Below are 22,630 nucleotides of genomic sequence, written 5' to 3' on the forward strand. Positions count from 1 at the left end.
AGAAGGCGTCCATTCGCCAGGCCGGGGCCGTGGCGCCGGGCGTCATGCCGGTCTGCCCATGCCAGCTATCGATGGCGGCGAGAACGGATGGATCGGTTGAGAGGATATGGATCGGCACGTCCCGCGAGGCCTCGGGCCCGGTGATAATGGGCGCCGGCTGGTGGTCGCCGAGGATGACCAGCACCAGATCGTCGTGCGCGCGCTCGCCGACAAACGAAGCCAGCGTCGCCAACGAATAGTCGATGGACTTCAGGTACTGGGCGCGGACCCGGTCCGGGTCTTTCCATACCTCGACCGGTGGGTCGCCGGCACGGGCATAGTCGTCGAACACCCGGCCATCGCCGATCGTGGCCCAGTCCAGCAGCGGCGGAATGGGTACCCACGGCGCATGGCTGGAAATCAGCGCGGCTTCGATCATCACCGGCTGCTCGCCTGCCGGGTCGAGCTCGGCGCGCTGCAGGGCCGCCAGCGTGTACTGATCGGGCATGGTCACCCAGTTGAAGGGCTCGCCTTCATAGCCGAGATCGTCGCTGGCATAGACGCGGTCGTAGCCGAACCAGGCGGACTCCGGCCAGTCGCGGGTGATGGCCGGCATGACCGCTGCCGTACGCCAGCCGGCCTGGCCAAAGCGTCGGTTCAGCGAGACGCGATCGCTGGCGATCAGCGCCTCGTAGCGCGGCTGACTGTCGATCCATAGCCCGGACAAAAGCGTGGCATGGGCCAGCCAGCTCTGGCCGCCCACGGTCGGTGCGGTCAGCCAGCCGCTGCGGGCGGCAAAGCCGGCCTCGCCGGTACGACGTTCGAAGTCGGCCAGCCGTGATTTGACCGTGTCGGCATAAAGGGCGCGCTCGAACAGTGTGCGGCCATAGGATTCGACGAATACGAACAACACGTCCTTGCCCGCCAGACCGGCCAGGGTCGTTTCGCCCGTGGTGGGGGAACCACGCAGACCGGCTTCGAAGCGGGCGGTGTCGGCATGGCGGTTCTGGAATTGTTCGACGTGCATCGCCAGGCGGTCGTAGACCGGCGTGGGCCCATGCGGCCCCAGCCAGGCAGTGATCAGGCTCACTGCGACGTACACGCCGAGCACTGCGGCCAGCACGCGGCGTAGTGGGCCGCGCGCCTGTGTCCAGGCGCCCAGGGTATGAAACAACAGCGCCAGCAGTAGCAACAAAACGCCGGCGACCGCGATCAGGGCTGCGGCTGCCGGCCATGGCCCTATCGCCTGAGAGAATACGTTCCAGCCGAAACCGGGCAATTGGCTGTCGCGGGCGAGGTTGAAGGGCCGGCCGAAGGCCAGGCCGGTGGCCCAGTCGGCCAAGGTCAATGCCAGCACACCGGCAAAGACGAGCGTGACCAGCGCACGCAGGGCTCGGTCCTGTACTCGCGCCAGCAGCAATAGCGCAGCGAGCAGCAGGGCCGGCTCGATTGCTGCCCAGCGCCAGTCGCCGCCGGGCAGGCCGGGAACGATGGCAAGCGCATAAAGCGTCAGCAGCGCGACGACAGCGCCTGCAACGGGGGCGAAACGAAAACCGGGCAAAGCGTTAAGCTCCATGGTCTAAAGCGCTCGGCGGTGGCCGTGTTCGGTGGCGCACCGCGGGTACCAGTGTTTCATAGTCCCTTCTGGAGCGGGCGCGATCCGGGCACTTGGCGATGACGCCCAACCGGCGCGTGGCGTTTTGCCTGTGCGTGGTGGCTGCGCGAACGCCCCGGCTTCAAGCCACTGCGCCGTCGGCCAATCGGCGTATACGGCGAATGGCGAATACAACGATTCAAACGCCGGGCGTAGGATCAGAATGCAGCCGATGAGCCGGTCCCGACGCCGGTCCCGGTCGGTGGCTGATTTCATGGTAGCTGTTGTGCGGTAAGAAATACCGGTATGCGCCCCTGGCGCATGCCGGTTTTTTTTGTCCGGCTTAGAAGGCGTGGCGGTGGTCGGCGGGGGCAATCGTGTCCACCGCCTGATGTTCACGCCGATAGTCGCGTGGCGGAATGCCGGTCACCTTCTTGAACAGCCGAGAAAAATAATAGGGGTCGTCGTAGCCCAGGTCGCAGGCGATCTCGGTCACGCTCCATTCGGTGATATCGAGCAGATAGCAGGCGCGGCTGATCTTCAGGCGCTGGAAGGCCTGCATGGGCGTTTGCCCGGTCTGGCGTTTGTATTCGCGGATGAAGTGATAGCGCGATATCGAGCTGGTCGCCGCGACCAGCGCGTCGAGGTCGATACGGTCATGCAGATGCGCCTGCAGCCAGGCCTGGACGCGATCGATATCGAGTGCCGTGCTCCGCTGACTGTGCTGGCGATGCACCAGCGCCATGAACGACAGAATGCTCTGCAGCAGGTTTGCGGCATACACGAAGTGGTGATCGCGAAAGCGTTCTGCCACCGTGAGCAGCAGATTCAGGTCGTCGGTCAGGCGTGGATGCAGCCCGACCGGCACCACGAACGTCTCACTCACCTCGGCAATTTCGTCGAAGAAACAGTCGACGGCATCACCGCCCAGATGCGCCCAGTAGATCGACCACGGGTCGTTGCGATTGGCACAGTAGCTGTGGCGTTCGCCGGCGCGTAGCAGCAGCACGTCGCCCGGGCCGATCGACTGCTGATGGCCGTCCCGCCGTGCAATACCCGAGCCGGCCAGGCAGTAGATGAGCAGATGATCGCGCGGATTGCGCCGGCCCATGCGATGGCCGGCCGCGGTTGGATAGTAGCCCACGCCGTGGGGCAGACAGTGGCGACACAGCGGGTTGCCTGCCATTGCATCGACCAGGCCCTGCGGAATGATCACGCGCCGGCCGGTGTCGGGCAGCGGCCAGCGCGAGGTTTCTATGCCGGCATCCGCTAGATCACGCATCAAGCAATTTTGTCCAGCCCGGGTCAATTAAAGCCATTTCAGACGGTAGATCAGCATGATCTGATTGGCAATAAATTAGAAATCGGCACGACGGCCCAAGCGGCCGATCGTCGTCGAGAAATAACAATAAGACGGAGGAGACGAAATGCTGGTGCTCAGCTATTTCGGCCTGTTGGCGAGCCTGGTGCTGCTCGTCGCGCTGACCATGCGCGGTGTGAACATCATCGTGGCCGCAGTTGGCTGTTCGGTGCTGGTGGCCCTGTGCAGCCAGGTGCCGCTGCGCGAGGCCATGCTCGTCGATTACATGGATGGATTCACCGGTTTTTTCACCACCTGGTTTCCGGCCATTCTGCTCGGCGCCATCTTCGGCCAGCTCATGGATGACAGCGGCGCTGCGAAGGCGATCGCCGGCAAGTCGCGGCAGTGGTTCGGCGAAAAGCGGGCGGTCGCGGCCGTGGTCGGCGCCGCCGCGATTCTTACCTATGGCGGGGTGAGCGTCTTCGTGGTGGGTTTTAGCGTCTACCCCATCGCCTACGAGCTGTTTCGCGGCGCCGATCTGCCGCATCGCTTCATCCCGGTGGCCATGGTGTTCGGCTCGATCTCCTTCACGATGACCTCGCCGGGTTCGCCCGAGGTTCAGAACCTCATTCCGACCGAATATTTCGGCACTACGCCGATTGCGGGTGGCCTGATCGGCATTTTCAGCGGTCTGCTGATCCTGGTCATCGGTTCGCTGGCTATCCGCCGCACCATCGGCCGGGCAGTGGCCGCGGGGGAAACCTTCGATCCGCCGGCTGCGGCCGCTGCCCGTGCGGCGTCCACGCCGGCGGATCGGCCGGTGCCCATTCTGGCTGCCCTCGCGCCGATGGTAGTGCTCGTGGGGTCGTTCAACGTCTTCTCCTTCGTCTTCGATATTCGCGCGGTGGAGGCGCTGCTGATCGCGATCCTGATCAGCCTGGTGCTCGGCTTCGTGCTGTTGAACCGACGCCTGGCGGCGCGTATCCGCACCCTCGGCAGCGGCGCGGATAACGCCCTGGTCGCCACCGCCAACACCTGTGCGGTGGTGGGCTTCGGTGCGGTGGTGTCGCAGACGCCGGCCTTCGATCAGATCGTCGATCAGCTCACGAGCATGCCCGGCCTGGAATACGCCGGCCTTGCCATGGCGGTGACCGTGATCGCCGGCATCACCGGCTCGGCCTCCGGCGGGCTGGGGATCGCCCTGCCGATTCTGGCGCCCATCTATCAGGGCATGGGGCTGGACAACGGCGCCATGCACCGTATTTCCGCGCTGGCCTCGGGCGGGCTCGATTCCCTGCCGCACAACGGTTATGTGGTGACCACCGTCCGCGTGATCTGTAACGAAACGCATCAACGCGCCTATCCGGCGATCTTCATGGCCAGCGTGCTGGTGCCGTCCATCGTGCTCGCGATCGCGGTGGTGCTTTACACGATTTTTTGACCCGGCGAACGCAGCACAACCCGGTGCATGCTTCGACAGACATCCGTTGATTCGGCGGCTTGAGCAGCGCCGACCATTTGAAAGCTAAAAGGTGAATGCCATGACCTCGTCCCAGATCCAGAACATACGCAAGAGTGGCCACGTGCCGCTGTTCATCGACGGCGAATTCGTCGACAGCGCCACCTCGGAGTGGATCGAGGTGAACAACCCGGCCAGCCAGGCGGTCATCGCCCAGGTGCCGGTGGCGACCGACGATGAAATGCAGCGCGCGGTCGAATCGGCCAAGGCGGCGTTCAAGGCGTGGCGCGACGTGCCCACCGTCGAGCGCGTGCGCTATCTGTTCAAGTATCAGGCCCTGCTCAAGGAACGTCAGGAAGACATCGCCAGGGTGCTTTCCGAAGAAACGGGCAAGACCTTTGCCGACGCCATGGGCGATGTCTGGCGCGGGATCGAAGTGGTGGAACACGGCTGCGGCATGACCACCCACATGATGGGCGAAACCGCCGAGAACGTGGCCCGCAATATCGATACGCACAGCTATGTGCACCCGATCGGCGTATGCGCCGGCATCACGCCCTTTAACTTCCCGGCCATGATCCCGTTGTGGATGTATCCGCTGGCGGTGGCCTGCGGCAACAGCTTCATTCTCAAGCCATCCGAGCAGGATCCGCTCACGCCGGTGATGCTTACCGAGCTGTTCGCCGAAGCGGGCTTTCCCAAGGGGCTGCTCCAGCTCATCCACGGCGACAAACGCCAGGTGAATGCCATTCTTGATCACCCGGATGTGAAGGCGGTGTCGTTCGTTGGTTCGGTGCCGGTGGCCGAGCACGTCTATAGAAAAGGCACGCACAACCTCAAGCGCGTGCAGGCCATGGCCGGGGCCAAGAACCATATGATCGTCATGCCCGATGCCGACAAGGATCAGGTGGTTTCGTCGCTGGTGGGGTCGTCCTGTGGCGCGGCCGGCCAGCGTTGCATGGCCATTTCCGTGGCCGTGCTGGTAGGCGAATCCACCCGCGACTGGGTCGACGATATCAAGAACGCGCTGGCCGATATCCGTCCCGGCGCGCCGGGCGACGAGGGCGCCGCCTATGGCCCGCTAATCAACAAGAAATCACGCGACCGCGTACGCGACTTGATCCAGGGCGCGGCCGCCGAGGGCGCCGACGTACTGCTCGACGGCTCGAACTGCACGGTCGACGGTTATCCCGACGGCAACTGGATCGGCCCCACGCTGTTCGACAACGTCACCACCGACATGGCGATCTATCAGGAAGAGATCTTCGGACCGGCCCTGTGCGTGATGCATGTCGACACCCTCGAAGAGGCGATCGAGCTGGTCAACGCCAACCCCTACGGCAACGGCACGTCGATTTTCACCAAGTCGGGTGCGGCCGCACGCAAGTATCAGTACGAAACCGAAGTCGGCCAGGTCGGCATCAATCTGCCGATTCCGGTGCCGGCGCCGTTCTTCTCCTTCACTGGCTCGAAAAACTCCTTCTTCGGCGATCTGCATGCCTATGGCAAGCAGGCGGTGCGTTTCTATACCGAAACCAAGACCGTGATCTCGCGCTGGCCCGAGGACGATGTGCCTTCGGGGCCGAACATGACGATCAACATGCGGTAGGAGGCGGCTATGGATTTCGAACTCAACGACACCCAGATCGCACTGCGCGAGGCCGCCGAGGATTTCGCCCGCTCGGCACTCGCGCCCAACGCCGCGCAATGGGACGCCGAGGCCTATTTCCCGCGCGAGGTGATCGCCCAGGCCGGCGAGCTGGGCTTCTGTGGCCTGTATACGCCCGAGGCTCAAGGCGGGCTGGGGCTGGCCCGCCTCGACAGCGCGATGATCTTCGAAGCCTTGTCTGCCGGCTGCACCTCGACCGCGGCCTATATCAGCATCCACAACATGGCGACCTGGATGGTCGCCACGTTTGGCGGCGACGACGTGCGCGAGCAGTGGTGCGGCGAGCTCACGGCGGGTGACAAGCTGGCCTCCTATTGCCTGACCGAGCCGGGGGCGGGCTCGGATGCGGCATCGCTCAAGACCAAGGCCCAGCGCGACGGCGACGCCTACGTGCTCAACGGCAGCAAGTGCTTCATTTCGGGTGCGGGCGATACCGATCTGCTCGTGGTCATGGCGCGGACCGGCCAGGCCGGGCCGGGCGGTATCAGCGCGTTTGCGGTGCCAGCGGATGCGCCCGGCATCAGCTATGGGCGCAAGGAACCCAAGATGGGCTGGAACAGCCAGGCCACGCGGACCATCACCTTCGAGGATGTGCGCGTGCCGACGGCCAACCGCCTGGGCGAGGAAGGCCAGGGTTTTTCCATCGCCATGAAAGGCCTCGACGGCGGGCGGATCAATATCGCTTCCTGTTCGCTGGGTACTGCCCAGGCAGCACTCGACGCCGCCCGCCGCTACATGAGCGAACGCCAGCAGTTCGGGCGCAGGCTGGAAGATTTCCAGGCCCTGCAGTTCAAGCTTGCCGATATGGCTACCGAACTGATTGCTTCGCGCCAGATGGTGTGGCTGGCGGCCAGCCGTCTCGATGCCGGCCATGCCGAAGCCACCGCATTCTGTGCCATGGCGAAACGGCTGGCGACCGATCGCTGCTTCGATATCTGCAACGACGCGCTGCAGATCCACGGCGGCTACGGTTATATCCGCGAATACCCGCTGGAACGCCATGTGCGCGACGTGCGCGTGCACCAGATTCTGGAAGGCACCAACGAAATCATGCGCTTGATCATCGCCCGCCGGGTGCTGGCCGATCACGACGGGGATATTCTGCGATGAGCGGCGCACCGTTGCGTATCGAACGCCTCGGCCGCACGGCCGTCCTGACGTTCGATAACCCGCCGGCGCATACGCTGGATGCGGCCGGGCTGCGCGAACTGGCTGCGCAGCTGGACGCGCTCGAAGCCGAGCGCGATATCGCTGCGCTGGTACTTACCGGCGCCGGCGAGCGCTTCTTCTGTGCCGGCGACGATCTCAATATGTATGTCGGCGTCAGCCCGGCCGCGGCCCGCGAACTCACCCGCCTGCTGGCGGCGGTGGTGACCCGCCTGCACGGGTTTTCCGGACTCACGGTCGCGGCGATCAACGGCTGGTGTCTCGGCGCCGGGCTGGAATGCGCGCTGGCCTGTGATACGCGGATCGGCGAAGCCCATGCCCGCTTCGGCCTGCCGGAAGGGCGGGTCGGCCTGCTGCCCTGTGGCGGCGGTACCGCCACGCTGGCCGCGCAGGTCGGTGAAGGCTGGGCCAAGCGGCTGATTCTCTGCGGCGAAACCCTCGATAGCGAAACCGCGCAACGCATCGGCCTGATCGAGGCAGCGGTGGCGAAGGGTGCCAGCCGCGACGCCGGGCTCGCCCTCGCCGATCAGGCCATGCGTCAGAGCCCGGCCGCGCTTGCGGCCGCCAAGACACTTATCCACGCCAACTGGCATGCTCCGCTGACCGAGGCGCTGGCGCGCGAGCGCGCGGCCTTCGGCCGGCTGTTCGAGGCGCCCGACGCGGCCGAAGGCGTGGCGGCCTTTCTGGAAAAACGCGAGCCCGTATGGGGCCATCTCAGGAGTACGCAATGAATGCCCAGGCGAGCGACACCCAGGTGCTGTTCGAAGAACGCGACGCCGGCAACGGCTACTGCGTGGCCTTTGCCCAGCTCAACGCCGAGCGCGCCCTGAACGCGCTCTCGCGCACGATGATCGACCGTCTCCAGGCCCAGCTCGATGCCTGGGCCGAGCGCGACGATATTGTCTGCGTGGTATTGCACGGCGCCGGCGAAAAGGCGTTCTGTGCCGGCGGAGACGTTATCGGTCTCTACCAGGCAATGACGACTACGGGCGCTGCCCCCAGCGCCGAAGCCGAGGCCTTCTTTGCCCACGAATACCGCCTCGACCACCGCATACACCGCTATCCCAAGCCGGTGCTGTGCTGGGGCACCGGCACGGTGATGGGCGGCGGGCTCGGCCTGATGGCAGGCGCCAGTCATCGCGTGGTGACCGAGCGCAGCAAGATTGCCATGCCGGAAGTCACCATCGGCCTGTTTCCGGACGTGGGCGCGAGCTGGTTTCTGGGGCGCATGCCGCAGCATATCGGTCTGTTTCTCGGGCTTACGACGACGGCCATGCAGCCGGGCGACGCGCTCTGGCTGGGCCTGGGTGATTACCTTGTCGACTCCGGCCAGCGCGAGGCGGTGTTTGCATCGCTCACCGAGCTGGACTGGCAAGGCGAACGCCGTGCCGACGATGCCGTGCTGGCCCGCGCGCTGCGCGATTTCGAGGATGGCGCTGCGAGCGATAAGGCGCGCCGCGAATCCGCCTTGTTCGCCCGTCAGCACAGCATCGCCCGACTTACCGATGCGGCCACCGTGGCCGAGTTTTGCGAGCGCCTAACCCGACAGGCCGAAACCGACGACTGGTTTGCCCACGGTGCCAAGGCCATGGCCGGCGCGTCGCCGTTGTCGTTGGCCGTGGTGCATCGCCAGCTCGCCGGCGATCCGAAACGGTCGATAGAACAGGTTTTTCAACGCGAGCTGGCGATGGCCGTTGCCTGCACGCGCCGGCCCGATTTCGCCGAGGGCATACGTGCCTTGCTGGTCGACAAGGACAAGAACCCGCAGTGGTCGCCGGCCACGCTCGACGCGGTCGAAGAACAACAGATCGCGGCCCATTTCGAGCTGCCCGACGACTACGCACAGCATCCGCTGGCCGACCTCTAGCGGTCGCCAACCAGCGGTTAAAAAAGATCAAAGACTCAAGACAAGGAGGAGAATATGGCTGCCAGAATCGCTTTTATCGGCCTGGGCAACATGGGCGCGCCCATGGCCGCCAACCTGATCGAAGCCGGCTATCAGCTCACCGTGTTCGATCTGGTGGAGCAGGCCATGGCCGATGCCGTGGCCCAGGGCGCCAAGCGCGCCAATAGCGCGGCCGATGCGGCCAGCGGTGCCGAGATCGTCATCTCCATGCTGCCGGCGGGCAAGCACGTGGCCGAACTCTATCAGGGCGAAGCCGGCCTGCTGGCTGCGGTGGCCGAAGGTACGCTGCTCGTCGACTGTTCGACCATCGACGCCGAAACGGCGCGCCAGGTCGCGGCCGCGGCCAGCGAACGCGGTCTGCCGATGCTCGATGCGCCCGTATCCGGCGGCGTGAACGGCGCCAAGGCCGGCGGGCTGACCTTCATGGTGGGCGGCGAGGCCGACGCGGTGGAACAGGCCAGCCCGTTGTTCGACGTCATGGGCAAGACCTATTTCCATGCCGGGCCGGCCGGCGCGGGCCAGGTCGCCAAGATGTGCAACAACATGCTGCTGGGCATTCTCATGACCGGCACCTCGGAGGCCATCAATCTGGCCGTGGCCAACGGCCTCGATCCGAGCGTGGTGTCCGACATCATGAAAAACGCCTCCGGCGGCAACTGGGCGCTCAACGTCTACAACCCCTATCCCGGCGTGATGGACAACGCCCCGGCCTCGAACGGCTATAAGCCCGGCTTCGGCGTGGATCTGATGTTGAAGGACCTGGGGCTGGCCATGGATTCCAGCCTGAAGAAAGGCGTGGCCACGCCGCTGGGTTCGATGGCACGCAACCTCTACTCGGTGCATAGCCAGGCCGGGCACGGCGGCGACGATTTCTCGAGCATTCTCAACCTGCTCAAGGGCTATGACGACAAAAGCGTCGATGTCTGAACAGCGGCGTTTTCAAGGCGAAAAAACATAATCACGGCGGCCGAACACCGGACCGCCGACTGCGAGAAGGAGACCACGATGCAATCGGCAGACGCATTCAAGGCCGCACGCCAGCAACTGCTGGACATGCGAGAGGACTATGCTCGGGCCTACGCGGCGTTCAAGTGGCCCGAACTCGATGAGTTCAACTGGGCGCTGGACTGGTTCGACGACTACGCCCGGGGCAACGACAAGATCGCCTTATGGCTGGTCGACGCCGACGGCAGCGAACAGCGCTACAGCTTCGAGGCCCTGCGCCAGCGCTCGAATCAGGTCGCCAACTTCCTGCGTGACCACGACCTCGGCCGCGGCGATACGCTGCTGGTGATGCTCGATAACGTGGTGGAGCTCTGGGAGACGATGCTGGCCGCGATCAAGCTGGGCGCGGTGGTCATCCCGGCCACCACCCTGTTGTCGCAAAAGGACCTGGGCGATCGCCTCGGCCGGGGCGGCGTGAGCCATATCCTGGCCGCCGAAGAACATATCGCCAAGTTCGAAGGCGTGGCCGACGGGCTGACCTGTATCGCCGCGGGTGAAACCGCCGGCCAATGGATCGGCTATGAAGCGGCCTACGAATGTGCCACCGAGTTCGAGCCCGTGGACGCCACCCACGCCACCGATCCCATGCTGCTGTATTTCACCTCCGGCACTACCTCCAAGCCGAAGCTGGTGCTGCATACGCACCAGAGCTATCCGGTCGGCTCGCTGTCGACCATGTACTGGCTCGGCCTGCAGCCGGACGATATCCATTTCAATATCAGCTCGCCGGGCTGGGCCAAGCATGCCTGGTCCAATCTGTTCGCGCCCTGGGATGCCGGCTGTACCGTGTTCGTCTATCGCAGCGCGCGTTTTTCGGCGCCGCAAGCGCTGCAGGTCATTGCCGACAAGGGTGTGACCAGCCTGTGCGCGCCGCCCACCGTCTGGCGGCTGCTCATCCAGGAGGATCTGTCGGCGTTTGATGTGAAGCTCAAAAGCCTGGTCGGCGCCGGCGAGCCGCTCAACCCGGAAGTGATCGCCCGGGTGGAACGCCTCTGGGGCCTCAAGATTCGCGACGGCTACGGTCAGACCGAAACCACCGCCCAGATCGGCAACCCGCCCGGTCAGCCGATGAAGTCCGGCTCCATGGGCCGGCCGCTGCCGGGCTATAAGATCGCGCTGCTCGATGCTTTCGACGAAGAGGGTAACGAAGGCGAGATCGCTATCGACGTACGTGCCGACCGTCCGCTCGGGCTGATGCAGGAATATCGCGACGACCCCGAGCGTATGGCCCAGGCCCTGCACGACGGCTATTACCGCACGGGCGACGTCGCCAGCCGCGACGAAGACGGCTACTACTGGTATGTCGGCCGTGCCGACGACGTGTTCAAGTCCTCCGACTATCGGGTGTCGCCGTTCGAGCTGGAGTCGATCCTCATCGAGCACGAATCCGTGGCCGAGGCGGCCGTGGTGCCCGCGCCCGACGATCTGCGCCTGAACGTGCCCAAGGCCTATGTCGTGCTGCGACGTGGCCACGAACCCGGACGCGAGGCGGCGAAGGCGCTGTTCGAATTCAGCCGCGAGCGCATGCCGGCCTATATGCGTATCCGCGAACTCGAGTTCGCCGAGCTGCCCAAGACCATTTCCGGCAAGATCCGGCGCGTCGAGCTGCGCGCGCACGCCGCCGGCGACGACAGGGGCGAGTTCGCCTATAGCGAAACCGATTTTCCCGAGCTCAAGACATAGCACGGGCTACAAAAAGCAGGGCTCTGGTCGGGGCTGTCCGCAGCCCCGGCATCGCGGCGTGCCAGTGTTTGGAATCAGCCGGCCTTGTCTGGAAATCGGCTTATCAGCTGGCCCGTTCGCGTGTCGGCCTCACCACCATCCAGTGGTCAGGCGGTGCACCACATGCCAGGTGCCGCCAAGCAGACGCGTGAATCGTCGCGGCAAGAGGAAAGCGAAGCCGGTGAGTAAGACGATGGCGCCAATCAGCCACCCGCCCCCAACCGATCCCTCATAAAACGGCAAAGCATGAAAGGCGAGGCGTTAAGTGCGAACCATAGGAATACTGCGGTTGGCACGGTAAAGAAAAGCGAGGCCGCCGCGCCCGCCAGGCGCTCGCCCCAGCTGTCGTGCGTTTGCTTTCGTGTGGGCCGCCGTGTCATCCCGTACGACGTTACTGGCTGGGGCGGTTCGCGGCCAGCCGTTGCATGCGCCAGGCGAAAGTGGGCGTCAGTCGCGTTGCGCACAGGCGGCACAGGTGCCGCCGATTTCGATGGTTTCGTGATCGATGGTGAAACCGGCGCGCTTGGCCTCGCGTGCCAGGGCGGTGTCCACGGCCGGACTGGGGATTTCGGCCACGCGCTCGCAGGCCCGACAGATCAGAAACTTCGGATGGCCGTCGCCATGGGCGGCGTCGCAGCCGATGAAGGCGTTGAGCGATTCGATCTTGTGAACGAGACCGGCATCGAGCAGGAAATCCAGCGCGCGATAGACCGTGGGCGGGGCTGCGTTGCCGCGTTCGGCGTTGATCGAATTGAGCAGATCGTAGGCCTTGGTGGGCCGGTGATTTTCCCAGATCAGTTCAAGCACGCGGCGACGAATCGCGGTCAGGCGCAGCCCCTTTTGCGCACAAAGCGTTTCGGCGCGGGCCAGGGCATCGTGGATACAGGCACCGTGGTCGTGGCCGCTGGCATCGAATACGGAGTTCGCGGGGGCTTCAATCATAAATGCGAGCGTGCACGCTTCGAGTCTAAAAGGCTAGGGTCTGTTAACCCTAATGACAATCGCCGCGTTGCTGCTCAAAATCGTGGCAGACAAGCCGCGCAACGCCGTATGGCAGGATTTTGGGCGCAATCCGAAGGGACGCGCGCTATTTTTTCGCAATCCGGCGTTGCAGCGCGCTCATGTAGCCTCGCTACACAACGCGTACTGCGCCTTGTCTTGCGAAAAAATAGAGCGCGGCGCGACGATTTCATTAGCGTTAACAGGCCCTAGACACCCGATACGTGTGCACGTTCATGATGGGGGCAGTGATTGCTGCGTGTGAGTCGATAATTCTGGATATGGGCCGCGGCCAGCAGCAAGCCACCGACAACCGTCACCCCGCGCTCTAGGCTTTCTGCGCCCAGCGCATGGGCGCCGAATGCGGCCAGCACCAGCATCAACACGCCGAACACGCCCAGCGCCGGCACGCTCGCGTGCCGATGGCGCCAATACCCCATGCCGAGCGCGATGGCGGTGGTGGGCACAACCACCACCAGAATGATCTGGTGGAAAGTGGTATGCGAAACGAAGGAAAACCCGAACACCGGGAACAGCGCGATCAGCAGCGGAAGCACCAGGCAATGAACCAGACAGATGCCCGAAAGGATGACTGCGGCCTTGTCGAGTTTGCCGGTAACATTGGAAGACGAGCCTAGGCTCACGGCGATGCCCTGAACGAAAAATATTCAATCGTTAGTATATAACATTTTAAGCGGAGCAAGCGATGGGACAGACATTTATCGGGCAACAGGCACGGCGGTGGCTGCTGTTTACCGTGACCGGCGTACTGTCGCTGCCGCTCGTGGCCTGCGGCACGGCCGAGGCGCCCGACTGCGGCGCGCTGCGCGTGGATGAGCCGTGGGTGCGTGCCGCGCCCCAAGGCGCGGACGTGATGGGCGCCTATTTCACCCTCGTCAACGACGGCGAAGACAAGGTGGTGGTCAATGGCGTGTCCAGTACCCAGTTCGACCGCGCCGAAATGCACGAAACCGTGGTCAACGACGATGGCCAGGCGAGCATGCAGCCGATCGAGCGCGTGGTGGTGGCACCAGGCGAAGAGGTTGCCTTTGAAGCCGGCGGGCGTCACGTGATGCTGTTCTCGCCCAGCCAGGCCTATGCCGCCGGCGACCAGGTCGAGCTGGTGCTGGCCTGCGGTGCCGATCAGGCCGAGCTGCCGGTGGCCGCCACCGTGCGCGCGGACGGCCCGGACGAACAGATGCAGCACGATGGGCACGACATGGGCGACATGAATCACGGCGATGCCGCGCACGAAAACGACGAACCGGCGCTGTCCGAGGACAGCGACAATGCCGGCAGCGCCAACGAAGACTCGGCCAGCGCCGAATAGGAAGCTCATGCGTTTTACCAAGATGCACGGTCTGGGCAACGACTTCGTGGTGCTCGACGGCACGCAGGCGCCGGTGTCCCTCGACGAAGTCTCCGCCCGGGCGATTGCCGATCGGCATTTCGGTATCGGCTGCGACCAGATTCTCATCGTGGAAGCGGCGCGTAGCGCCAACGCCGATTTCGGCTATCGCATTCTCAACTCGGACGGTAGCGAATCCGGCCAGTGCGGCAACGGGGCACGCTGCTTTGCGCGCTATGTGCGCGAGCAGGGGCTGACCGACAAGCACGAGATCGTGGTCGATGTGCGCGACGGCCAGATGGTGCTGGAAAGCCTCGGCGACGAACACTATCGCGTGGCGCTCGGTATACCCGCGTTCGACCCGGCCGATATCCCCTTGAGCGGCTTCGATACGGCCGATGAATACCGGCTCGACGATGTCGCCGGGCGTACGATACGTTTCGCGGCGCTCTCGATCGGCAACCCGCACGCGGTTTTACGCGTAGATGATATCGATAGCGCCGATGTCGAGTCTGTCGGCCCCGCGCTGGAAAGCCATCCGGCCTTTCCCGAGCGGGTGAACGTGGGCTTTATGCAGGTCGTCACGCCGCAGCATATTCGGCTGCGGGTCTACGAGCGCGGCGCCGGCGAAACGCTGGCCTGTGGCAGCGGCGCGGCCGCTGCGGCAATCGTGGGTATGCGCGCCGGTGTGCTCGAACCCAGCGTGGCCGTCGAGCTGCCCGGCGGCACGGCAACCGTGGACTGGGCTGGTGAGGGTAGGCAGGTATATTTGAGTGGGCCGGCCGAGCGCGTATTCGACGGCGAACTGGTATCGTCGAAGGCGGGCGGTTGAAACGAATAGCCGCGGCATGGCGCGATTCGTGCGTTGCCTGGAAACGGGCACTTTTACACCTCTTGGACGAGATGCTCCGACATGAACGAAGCCGAAAAACAAACGCCAGCGCCGGCCCTGGATGAAGCCGAAGTTGCAGCCTACCTGCAGGCACACCCGGGCCTGATCGACCGCTATCCGGCGGTGTTGGAAGCGCTGGAGGTGTCCCACGACAGCGGCAACGCGGTTTCGCTGATCGAGCGCCAGGTTGCCGGCCTGCGCACCACCAACCGCCAGCTGCAGGCCCGCTTCAACGACCTGGTGGAAACCGCCCGCGACAACGAACAGCGCGTGGTCCAGCTCAATCGCATGGCCAAGGTGCTTGTCACCGTGCAGAGCGCGGCCGAACTGGTGCCGCAACTTACGCAATGCCTGCAACAGCATCTGGACGTGGACGATATCTATGTCGGGCTGTCGGGCACGGCCGCCGATGTCGAAGCCCTGGCCGATGGCCAGATCCATGCGATTACCGACGAAAGTCCTGCCGGCAAGGCGCTCACCAACGTCTATCGCCGCGGCAAGCCGATCTGCGGGCCGATCTCCGAACAGCAGTCCGAAGCGCTGTTTGCCACGCGCAGCAACGATGCGCCGGCCATGGCGAGCGCAGCCATGATTCCGCTGGGCGCGCGCGGCGTGCACGGGGCCCTGGTGCTGGCCAGCCGCAAGGGCGATCGCTTCGTGCCGGAGGTGGGCACGCTGTTTCTGGAACTGACGGGCGAACTCGTCACCGCCGCGCTGCAACGCCTGCTCGGCCGCGACGCGTTGCCCTAGACTTGATTCGGGCACCGATCACACCGTGAGCGCGCTCACTGACCGGGTCGATGCCTTTCTGGCTCATCTCGCCCATGAACGGCGTATGTCCGCGCATACCCAGTCCGCCTATGCACGCGATCTGGGCAGTGCCGCTGGCTGGCTGCAGGAGCGGGGGCTGACGGACTGGGGCCGTATCACCACCGCCGATCTGCGCGAGTTCGTGGCCGGCCGTCATCGCGCCGGCCTGAAGCCGGCCAGTCTGGCCCGGCTGGTTTCCGCGCTGCGCAGCTTCTATGTCTGGCAGATGCGCGAGGGTCTGGCCCGACGCAACCCGGCCACCGACGTGCGCGCGCCCAAACGCCCGGTACGCCTGCCGGAAACCGTGGACGTCGACGATCTGGCCGCGATGCTCGACGTGACCCCCGAAGACGATCTCGAAATTCGCGACCATGCCCTGCTGGAGCTGTTCTACTCTGCCGGCGTGCGTCTGGCCGAAGCCGTAGGCCTGGATATCAGCGACGTGGATATGGCCGCGGGTGAGGCGCGCGTGCTCGGCAAGGGTTCGCGCCAGCGCAGCGTGCCGATCGGCTCGCGGGCGATCGCCGCACTTCGAAATTGGCTCAAGGTCCGCCCGCAGCTGGCCGCAGCCAACGAAACCGCACTGTTCGTCTCCCAGCGCGGCAGCCGGCTGTCGCGTTCGAGCGTGGCCGCCCGCATGCAGCGCTGGGCGCAACAGCACGGTCTGCCCGTGCATCTGCACCCGCACAAGCTGCGCCATTCCTTTGCCACCCATCTGCTCGAATCCAGCGCCGACCTGCGCGCGGTCCAGGAACTGCTGGGCCACGCCAATATCGGCACCACCCAGATCTATACCCATCTGGACTTCGCCCATCTGGCCAAGGTCTACGATGCTGCCCACCCGCGCGCCGGTCGCCGCGCCGATTCCGACGAGGCTTAGCTTCAGCCCGAGCGGCTTCTCCGCCCCCAGCGCCGACTCCGACCTTTGTACAACGCCCTGCATGCGCTTTGACCGCTAAGCTGAACGGTGGCCGAACGGCCCCGCGAGACGATCGCTTGAATCGGCTCGCGCATGGCCCCAACTCGAAACAGATCGACGTCAACGCAGGGCAAACGCTTTGAAACAATTCGACGGCACAACAATTCTCGCCGTACGCCATAACGGCAAGGTGGCCCTGGCCGGCGATGGCCAGGTTTCCATGGGCGACACCATGTTCAAGGGCAATGCGCGCAAGGTGCGCCGGCTCTATAACGACAAGGTGCTCGCCGGCTTTGCAGGCGGCACGGCCGACGCCTTCACGCTGTTCGAGCGTTTTGAAGGCAAGCTTCAGGAACACGGCGGCCAGCTCGTCAAAGCCGCGGTGGAAATGGCCAAGGACTGGCGTACCGACCGCGCGCTGCGGCGCCTGGAAGCGCTGCTGCTGGTGGCCGACGAAACCGCCACGCTGATGATTTCCGGCAACGGCGACGTCATGGAGCCGGAATTCGCCTGCATGGCGATCGGCTCGGGTGGCTCCTATGCCCAGGCCGCGGGTCGCGCGCTGGTCGAACATACCGACATGGATGCGCCCACTATCGCCGAAACCGCGATGCATATCGCAGCCGATACCTGCATCTATACCAATCACCACATCACCGTCGAGGTGCTGGACAATGTCTGATACAGCCTCCGAGACCATGGCCGACGACAACCGCGAACAAACCGCTGCGTTGCCGCGCCACGAAATGACGCCGCGCGAGATCGTGGCCGAACTCGACCGCCATATCATCGGCCAGGGCGAAGCCAAGCGCTCGGTCGCCATCGCGCTGCGCAACCGCTGGCGGCGCATGCAGCTGGATGAATCCATCCGCGGCGAGATCACGCCCAAGAACATTCTCATGATCGGCCCGACCGGCGTCGGCAAGACCGAAATCGCGCGCCGGCTGGCCAAGCTTGCCAATGCCCCGTTCACCAAGATCGAGGCGACCAAGTTCACGGAAGTGGGCTATGTCGGCAAGGAAGTGGATTCCATCATCCGCGATCTGGTGGAAGTGGCCATCAAGATGACGCGCGAAGCCGCCAAGAAGGCCGTGCGGATCAAGGCCGAAGACGCCGCCGAAGAACGCATTCTCGATGCGCTGCTGCCCAAGCCCAGCAGCTGGGAAGAAGCCGGCGAATCCGACCAAAAGGCGGTCGAGTCCACCGCCACGCGTCAGGTATTTCGCAAGCGCCTGCGCGAAGGCAAGCTCGACGACAAGGAAATCGAGCTGGAGCTGCAGCAGGGCGGCCAGAGCTTCGAGATCATGGCGCCCCCGGGCATGGAGGAGATGACCAACCAGCTCCAGTCCATGTTCCAGAACATGAAGGGCGACAAGACCAAGCGCAAGAAGATCAAGATCAAGGACGCCTACCGTCAGATCGTGGACGAAGAGGCCGCCAAGCTGGTCGACGAAGAGCAGATCAAGACCCAGGCCATCGATCAGGTGGAGAACTCGGGCATCGTCTTTATCGACGAGATCGACAAGGTCTGCAAGCGCTCCGATGCGGGCGGCTCGTCCGGCGGCGATGTGTCGCGCGAAGGCGTGCAGCGCGACCTGCTGCCGCTGGTGGAAGGCTCGACCGTGTCCACCAAGTACGGGATGGTCAAGACCGACCATATCCTGTTCATCGCCTCGGGTGCGTTCCATGTGGCCAAGCCCTCGGACCTGATCCCCGAGCTGCAGGGCCGTCTGCCGATTCGGGTCGAACTCGACGCGCTCAAGGCCGAAGACTTCGTGCGCATCCTCACCGAGCCGCACTGCTCGCTCACCGAACAGTACGGCGCGTTGATGAACACCGAAGGCGTAACCATCGAGTTCACCGACGACGGCGTGCACCGCATCGCCGAGATGGCCTTCAAGGTCAACGAAGGCACCGAGAACATCGGCGCCCGGCGCCTGCATACCGTCATGGAACGGCTGATGGAGGAAATCTCCTTCGAAGGCCCGGACAAGGCCGGTGAAACGCTCAAGGTCGACGCCGAATACGTCGACTCCAAGCTCAAGGATCTGGCGGCCGACGAAGACCTGTCGCGCTACATCCTGTAACGCGGGCGCGCTATGCTCGAGTCCGACAGGTCGGTCTCGAGTGCGGCATTGCTCGAACGAGCCGGGGCGGGTTTATCCTGTCCCGGCTTTTTCATGTCCTCAACCAAGGCGAACGCCATGGATGCACCCACCGACATCACCCTGCACCAGAAATCAAAGGTTCTGGAGGTCGAATTCCCCGACGGCGCGAACTACAAGCTGCCGTTGGAATACCTGCGTGTGTACTCGCCCTCGGCGGAAGTACGCGGCCACGGCGGCCCCATGCAGCTGGTCACCGGCAAGCGCGACGTCGGCGTGGAAAAGATCGAACCGGTCGGCAACTACGCCATCCAGCTCTACTTCGACGATGGCCACAACACCGGCATCTTCTCCTGGCAGACGCTGCGCGAACTCGGCGATCAGTACGAAGAGAACTGGAAGGAATACCTCGGCCGGCTGGAAAAGGCCGAAGCCTCGCGGGATAAACTCTGGCATTGAACGTTTACGGATAGGACCATGCGTTCATCGATTGTGGCGCTTGTCGCCGCAATACTACTCACCGCCTGCGCGACGACCGGACCAGCGCCCCAAAGCAATGTGCCGCCGACGGCCGATACGCCCAAAGCCGAGATTATCCCCGAGGCAATCCAGGGCCGTTGGGGCCTGGTGCCGGCCGACTGTGAGCCGGGCCGCAGCGATGCCAAGGGCCTGCTGGTGATCGGCGAAAAGAAGATGCGCTTCTACGAAGCCACCGCGACGCTGGGCGAGATCGATGCGACGCACCTGCGCGCGAGCTTCGATTTCACCGGCGAAGGCATGACCTGGCAGCGCGACATGGCCCTGGACGTGCAAGACAACGGCCAGACGCTCATACGCCGCGAATACGGCAAGGACGCCGCGCCGGGGGCGTTCAAGTACGGTCGCTGCTCTACCTAGGTCCTGCAGCAAGGCGTCCGAAGAAACGCCGTATTGCGTGAACGCGTCATACACTTCGGCAGCCCCGCCGATTTCGCCCTGTTAGGAATCACCGACGAGGCGAATTTGACCGTTCTCGTAGTTCGTTATCAGCGCGAACGAACTATCTCTAGCGGCGCGCTCGCGCCACACATCGAAAAGTTTCGACCTATTTCGAACCATACGGTGCCTAAGTATCCGTTGCCCCCGCGGAAAAGTAAGCGCCTGATTCTCATTCCGACGCCGCTCCCGTAACTCCTCTACACTCCGTAATTACCCTGACGAGGAGGGGTAGTGTTCTTCCCGTCGCCTGGCGCGCGTTGCCTGTGAGTCGCGTCGGCGTACAGGATCGAACGTTGTGTGCTGGCCCGATGCGATTCGGGCCGTGGGCTGCCGGTTTTGCGAGGGGACCGCATGGACTACGCAGATCTACTGCTGGACGCGATTTGCGTCGTCGATGCGGAAGGCCGGTTCGTGTCCGCGAGCGCGGCCTGTGAACGGATCTTTGGTTACACGCCGGCCGAGTTGGTCGGGGTGCGTATGCTCGATCTGGTGCTCGAAGAGGATCGCGAGCGGACCCGGGCAGCAGCCACGCGAGTAATGCGCGGCGGCATCGAAACCCATTTCGAGAATCGCTATCGCCGTAAGGACGGCGGAATCGCGCACATCATGTGGACGGCACGCTGGTCGGACGTCGATGAGGTACGCATTGGCGTGGCACGGGACGTGACGGCGCTCAAACAGGCGCAACAACGCCAGGCCGCGGTCTATGCGATTTCGGAAGCGGCGCATCTGTCGGCCGACCTGACGGATCTGTCGGCACGTATCCACGCCGTCATTAGCACGCTCATGCCGGCCGAAAATTTCTCGGTGGCCCTGCATGATGTGGACCGCGACGAGCTGAGTTATATCTACCATATTGACGAGCGCGTCAGCCCGCCGGCGCCGGCCCGGCTGAGCGCGGATACGCTATGCGGCCAGCTCATCCGCCACGGTCGCGAGCTGTTGCTGCCGGCCCAGCCCGATGCGCTGGAGGACGAGGCGCCGCACGACATGCCGGATTGGGACGGCGAACACTCCTGGTTGGGCGTGCCGCTTACCAGCGGCAACGGCACCATCGGCGCGCTGGTGGTGAAAAGCTATAGCGACAGCCAGTACTACGACGAAAATGATCGCGAGCTGTTGCAGTTCGTATCCACCCAGGTGGCCCAGGCCATCGTGCGCAAGCGCCTGTTTCAGCGTCTGGAATATATGGCCCGATACGATGGACTCACTGGTCTGGCCAACCGCGAAGTCTTCTACGAACGCCTGCGCGCGGCGCTGAATTCCCCCGGCACGAAACCGAACGGGCTGGCGGTGCTCTATCTTGATCTGGACGGCTTCAAGCACGTCAACGATAGATACGGCCATGCCCTGGGCGACACGTTGCTCGAACTTGCGGCCCGGCGCCTGTGCCATAGCGTGCGCGAAACCAGCCTCGTGGCGCGTCTGGGCGGGGACGAGTTCGTCGTGCTGCTTGAGAATTTACGCACGCCTGCGGAAGCCGAAAGCGTGGCGGCGAATTTACGCATCGCGCTGTGCCGGCCGTTCGATGCATCGGGCCAGCGTCTGCATGTGGGCGTGAGTATCGGTGTCGCAGTTTACCCACAGGATGGCAAACGAGCCGAGGACCTACTGCGCCGGGCCGATCAGGCCATGTACGCCGAAAAGAAGACGCCGCGCGCAACCCCGCCAGACGCCGACACCGGTTGATCGTCCCCCTCGGGCGTTGAATGCCAGAGCCGTGGGTGCAGCGCTGACGGCGCGCGTCGTCACCGACAACATATCTGCCTGCCGTGGCCATATGGCTCGCTGCGCCGCGATACCCGAACCATGGCAACATTCAGCCGGCCGACGCATGGTGCAGCGGATGAGAAGGAATTGGTATGAACGCACGTGTGACTGTTCAGGGTGAGCGGCAGATCACGGCCAATGAACGAACGTATGCGAAGCAGGTATTGCTGCTCAAACATCTCCAGCTTCGTGCTTATGTTGTGGTTGGCGGCTTTCTCCTGGCCATGGCGTGCCTGCTGATTGCGGCGCTACCGTTCGTGCTGAGTCGCGGGGGAGTTCCGGCCACATTGTTTGTGGGGATACCGACCATCGGTATCGGTATATACGCCGGCCGGGGGATTGGCAGGCAGGGGCTAAGAAAACGTGCTGTCCTGGGCGATACCGTGTGCACCGTGAAAGGCCCCGTCACCTACATCACGCATCGCGTCAAGAATTCACGAGCAGAAGAGTTCTTCGTCGGAGACATCACGCTCTGGTTGCCGCCGTTCACGTCGTTGCTTTCTTTTGTCGCTAACGAGAAAAACGGGTATCGCGAAACCGAGTTGGACGTCATTTTTATCGAAACCCGCTCGAAGCAGAAAGCGGGCGGCGAAAGCGTTGACACGAACAAGGAAGCGCTCGTTGTTTATCTCGCCGATTATATTGATATCGATACCGTGTTTAATCGGCATGGCCGCCACTACTTGATTCGCGAGAGCATAAGCACGTTCGCGGGTGTGATCAGCTGCATTGTCATCGGGGCGTCGGGGTATCTCTATTTTTTCCCGACCGAACAATGGCTGCAAACGGGGTTCATGGTTCTGTTCCTGGCGTTGCTCGCCGATTTCGCGATCGTCGCGCTGGGCTGTTACCTGATCAACAAGCTCTACTTGGCCGTGCGTAAGCGGCTGGACCCGAACTTCAGGCCCAGCAGCTACGGCGAACGGCTCGCCGGCAAAGCGTAGGCGCTGTGGTGGGCAAGGCTGGGCCGGTGTGACGAGTCGTAATTGCGACAACGCTTTTTGAATT

At 63.9% G+C, this 22,630-nt stretch carries 21 protein-coding genes; 17 read left to right on the forward strand and 4 right to left on the reverse strand.

What is annotated here, in order from left to right; translation table 11 throughout:
- Both ABNU97_RS04975 and ABNU97_RS04980 read right to left on the reverse strand, forming a co-directional pair.
- Nucleotides 1-1,555: sulfatase (locus tag ABNU97_RS04975; RefSeq protein ID WP_348765645.1), on the reverse strand; the 1,555-nt coding region annotated here is incomplete at its 3' end.
- Nucleotides 1,556-1,916: 361 nt separating this feature from the next.
- Complete coding sequence (locus ABNU97_RS04980) at nt 1,917-2,855, reverse strand: AraC family transcriptional regulator (RefSeq protein ID WP_348765646.1); 939 nt, start codon at nt 2,853-2,855, stop codon at nt 1,917-1,919.
- A gap of 145 nt (nt 2,856-3,000) precedes the next feature.
- On the opposite strand from ABNU97_RS04980, the gene ABNU97_RS04985 reads away from it, so the two are divergent.
- The 7 genes from ABNU97_RS04985 (at nt 3,001) to ABNU97_RS05015 (ending at nt 11,762) form a co-directional block, all read left to right on the forward strand.
- Nucleotides 3,001-4,314: a GntP family permease gene (locus tag ABNU97_RS04985; RefSeq protein ID WP_348765647.1), complete on the forward strand. Its 1,314-nt coding sequence runs from the start codon at nt 3,001-3,003 to the stop codon at nt 4,312-4,314.
- 100 nt (nt 4,315-4,414) lie between these two features.
- Nucleotides 4,415-5,941: a CoA-acylating methylmalonate-semialdehyde dehydrogenase gene (locus tag ABNU97_RS04990; protein WP_348765648.1), complete on the forward strand. Its 1,527-nt coding sequence runs from the start codon at nt 4,415-4,417 to the stop codon at nt 5,939-5,941.
- 9 nt (nt 5,942-5,950) lie between these two features.
- Complete coding sequence (locus ABNU97_RS04995; RefSeq protein ID WP_348765649.1) at nt 5,951-7,111, forward strand: acyl-CoA dehydrogenase family protein; 1,161 nt, start codon at nt 5,951-5,953, stop codon at nt 7,109-7,111.
- Nucleotides 7,108-7,899 (forward strand): enoyl-CoA hydratase, encoded by a 792-nt coding sequence (locus ABNU97_RS05000; RefSeq protein WP_348765650.1) that lies wholly within the window; start codon nt 7,108-7,110, stop codon nt 7,897-7,899. Before ABNU97_RS04995 ends, ABNU97_RS05000 begins: the two co-directional genes overlap by 4 nt.
- Nucleotides 7,896-9,035 (forward strand): enoyl-CoA hydratase/isomerase family protein, encoded by a 1,140-nt coding sequence (locus ABNU97_RS05005; RefSeq protein WP_348765651.1) that lies wholly within the window; start codon nt 7,896-7,898, stop codon nt 9,033-9,035. Before ABNU97_RS05000 ends, ABNU97_RS05005 begins: the two co-directional genes overlap by 4 nt.
- Nucleotides 9,036-9,089: 54 nt before the next feature.
- Entirely contained in the window at nt 9,090-10,001 is a 912-nt protein-coding gene (gene mmsB, locus ABNU97_RS05010; protein ID WP_348765652.1) for a 3-hydroxyisobutyrate dehydrogenase, read from the forward strand.
- A gap of 78 nt (nt 10,002-10,079) precedes the next feature.
- The gene (locus tag ABNU97_RS05015) at nt 10,080-11,762 is read left to right on the forward strand and encodes an AMP-binding protein (RefSeq protein WP_348765653.1); all 1,683 of its coding nucleotides are present in this window, start codon (nt 10,080-10,082) and stop codon (nt 11,760-11,762) included.
- A gap of 486 nt (nt 11,763-12,248) precedes the next feature.
- Here ABNU97_RS05015 and ABNU97_RS05020 read toward each other — a convergent pair whose 3' ends face one another.
- Together ABNU97_RS05020 and ABNU97_RS05025 are read right to left on the reverse strand one after the other, a co-directional pair.
- Complete coding sequence (locus tag ABNU97_RS05020) at nt 12,249-12,743, reverse strand: Fur family transcriptional regulator (protein WP_348765654.1); 495 nt, start codon at nt 12,741-12,743, stop codon at nt 12,249-12,251.
- Between the two features lie 266 nt (nt 12,744-13,009).
- On the reverse strand, nt 13,010-13,444 hold the full coding sequence (locus tag ABNU97_RS05025) for a MerC domain-containing protein (RefSeq protein WP_348765655.1): 435 nt from the start codon (nt 13,442-13,444) through the stop codon (nt 13,010-13,012).
- A 62-nt stretch (nt 13,445-13,506) separates the two neighbouring features.
- Here ABNU97_RS05025 and ABNU97_RS05030 point away from each other — a divergent pair, with 62 nt between their 5' ends.
- The 10 genes from ABNU97_RS05030 (at nt 13,507) to ABNU97_RS05075 (ending at nt 22,566) form a co-directional block, all read left to right on the forward strand.
- Complete coding sequence (locus ABNU97_RS05030) at nt 13,507-14,130, forward strand: copper chaperone PCu(A)C (RefSeq protein WP_348765656.1); 624 nt, start codon at nt 13,507-13,509, stop codon at nt 14,128-14,130.
- 7 nt (nt 14,131-14,137) lie between these two features.
- On the forward strand, nt 14,138-14,980 hold the full coding sequence (dapF, locus tag ABNU97_RS05035) for a diaminopimelate epimerase (protein WP_348765657.1): 843 nt from the start codon (nt 14,138-14,140) through the stop codon (nt 14,978-14,980).
- Nucleotides 14,981-15,061: 81 nt separating this feature from the next.
- On the forward strand, nt 15,062-15,790 hold the full coding sequence (locus ABNU97_RS05040; protein ID WP_348765658.1) for a DUF484 family protein: 729 nt from the start codon (nt 15,062-15,064) through the stop codon (nt 15,788-15,790).
- Nucleotides 15,791-15,815: 25 nt separating this feature from the next.
- The gene (gene xerC / locus ABNU97_RS05045; RefSeq protein ID WP_348765659.1) at nt 15,816-16,730 is read left to right on the forward strand and encodes a tyrosine recombinase XerC; all 915 of its coding nucleotides are present in this window, start codon (nt 15,816-15,818) and stop codon (nt 16,728-16,730) included.
- Between the two features lie 178 nt (nt 16,731-16,908).
- Nucleotides 16,909-17,451, forward strand: coding sequence for an ATP-dependent protease subunit HslV (gene hslV / locus ABNU97_RS05050; RefSeq protein WP_293623558.1), 543 nt, complete (start codon nt 16,909-16,911; stop codon nt 17,449-17,451).
- Nucleotides 17,452-17,515: 64 nt separating this feature from the next.
- Nucleotides 17,516-18,856, forward strand: coding sequence for an ATP-dependent protease ATPase subunit HslU (gene hslU / locus ABNU97_RS05055; RefSeq protein WP_348765679.1), 1,341 nt, complete (start codon nt 17,516-17,518; stop codon nt 18,854-18,856).
- A gap of 117 nt (nt 18,857-18,973) precedes the next feature.
- The gene (locus ABNU97_RS05060; RefSeq protein ID WP_348765660.1) at nt 18,974-19,333 is read left to right on the forward strand and encodes a DUF971 domain-containing protein; all 360 of its coding nucleotides are present in this window, start codon (nt 18,974-18,976) and stop codon (nt 19,331-19,333) included.
- Nucleotides 19,334-19,351: 18 nt separating this feature from the next.
- Entirely contained in the window at nt 19,352-19,771 is a 420-nt protein-coding gene (locus ABNU97_RS05065) for a hypothetical protein (RefSeq protein WP_348765661.1), read from the forward strand.
- A gap of 432 nt (nt 19,772-20,203) precedes the next feature.
- Entirely contained in the window at nt 20,204-21,541 is a 1,338-nt protein-coding gene (locus ABNU97_RS05070) for a diguanylate cyclase (protein WP_348765662.1), read from the forward strand.
- Between the two features lie 173 nt (nt 21,542-21,714).
- Nucleotides 21,715-22,566, forward strand: a complete 852-nt coding sequence (locus tag ABNU97_RS05075) for a hypothetical protein (RefSeq protein ID WP_348765663.1) — start codon at nt 21,715-21,717, stop codon at nt 22,564-22,566.
- Nucleotides 22,567-22,630: the final 64 nt, after the last annotated feature.

Source organism: uncultured Salinisphaera sp. (assembly GCF_964012375.1).
In the GTDB taxonomy this organism is placed as follows: domain Bacteria; phylum Pseudomonadota; class Gammaproteobacteria; order Nevskiales; family Salinisphaeraceae; genus Salinisphaera.

What these genes read in the sequence shown, in the direction of transcription:
- ABNU97_RS05005 (WP_348765651.1), top strand. Translation starts at nt 7,896, where the DNA reads ATGAATGCCCAGGCGAGCGACACCCAGGTGCTGTTCGAAGAACGCGAC.
- ABNU97_RS05075 (WP_348765663.1), top strand. Translation starts at nt 21,715, where the DNA reads ATGAACGCACGTGTGACTGTTCAGGGTGAGCGGCAGATCACGGCCAAT.
- ABNU97_RS04980 (WP_348765646.1), bottom strand. Translation starts at nt 2,855, where the DNA reads ATGCGTGATCTAGCGGATGCCGGCATAGAAACCTCGCGCTGGCCGCTG.
- dapF (WP_348765657.1), top strand. Translation starts at nt 14,138, where the DNA reads ATGCGTTTTACCAAGATGCACGGTCTGGGCAACGACTTCGTGGTGCTC.
- ABNU97_RS04990 (WP_348765648.1), top strand. Translation starts at nt 4,415, where the DNA reads ATGACCTCGTCCCAGATCCAGAACATACGCAAGAGTGGCCACGTGCCG.
- ABNU97_RS05070 (WP_348765662.1), top strand. Translation starts at nt 20,204, where the DNA reads ATGGACTACGCAGATCTACTGCTGGACGCGATTTGCGTCGTCGATGCG.
- ABNU97_RS05020 (WP_348765654.1), bottom strand. Translation starts at nt 12,743, where the DNA reads ATGATTGAAGCCCCCGCGAACTCCGTATTCGATGCCAGCGGCCACGAC.
- ABNU97_RS05060 (WP_348765660.1), top strand. Translation starts at nt 18,974, where the DNA reads ATGGATGCACCCACCGACATCACCCTGCACCAGAAATCAAAGGTTCTG.
- ABNU97_RS05015 (WP_348765653.1), top strand. Translation starts at nt 10,080, where the DNA reads ATGCAATCGGCAGACGCATTCAAGGCCGCACGCCAGCAACTGCTGGAC.
- hslU (WP_348765679.1), top strand. Translation starts at nt 17,516, where the DNA reads ATGACGCCGCGCGAGATCGTGGCCGAACTCGACCGCCATATCATCGGC.
- ABNU97_RS05040 (WP_348765658.1), top strand. Translation starts at nt 15,062, where the DNA reads ATGAACGAAGCCGAAAAACAAACGCCAGCGCCGGCCCTGGATGAAGCC.
- ABNU97_RS04985 (WP_348765647.1), top strand. Translation starts at nt 3,001, where the DNA reads ATGCTGGTGCTCAGCTATTTCGGCCTGTTGGCGAGCCTGGTGCTGCTC.
- ABNU97_RS05065 (WP_348765661.1), top strand. Translation starts at nt 19,352, where the DNA reads ATGCGTTCATCGATTGTGGCGCTTGTCGCCGCAATACTACTCACCGCC.
- ABNU97_RS05000 (WP_348765650.1), top strand. Translation starts at nt 7,108, where the DNA reads ATGAGCGGCGCACCGTTGCGTATCGAACGCCTCGGCCGCACGGCCGTC.
- mmsB (WP_348765652.1), top strand. Translation starts at nt 9,090, where the DNA reads ATGGCTGCCAGAATCGCTTTTATCGGCCTGGGCAACATGGGCGCGCCC.
- ABNU97_RS05030 (WP_348765656.1), top strand. Translation starts at nt 13,507, where the DNA reads ATGGGACAGACATTTATCGGGCAACAGGCACGGCGGTGGCTGCTGTTT.
- ABNU97_RS04995 (WP_348765649.1), top strand. Translation starts at nt 5,951, where the DNA reads ATGGATTTCGAACTCAACGACACCCAGATCGCACTGCGCGAGGCCGCC.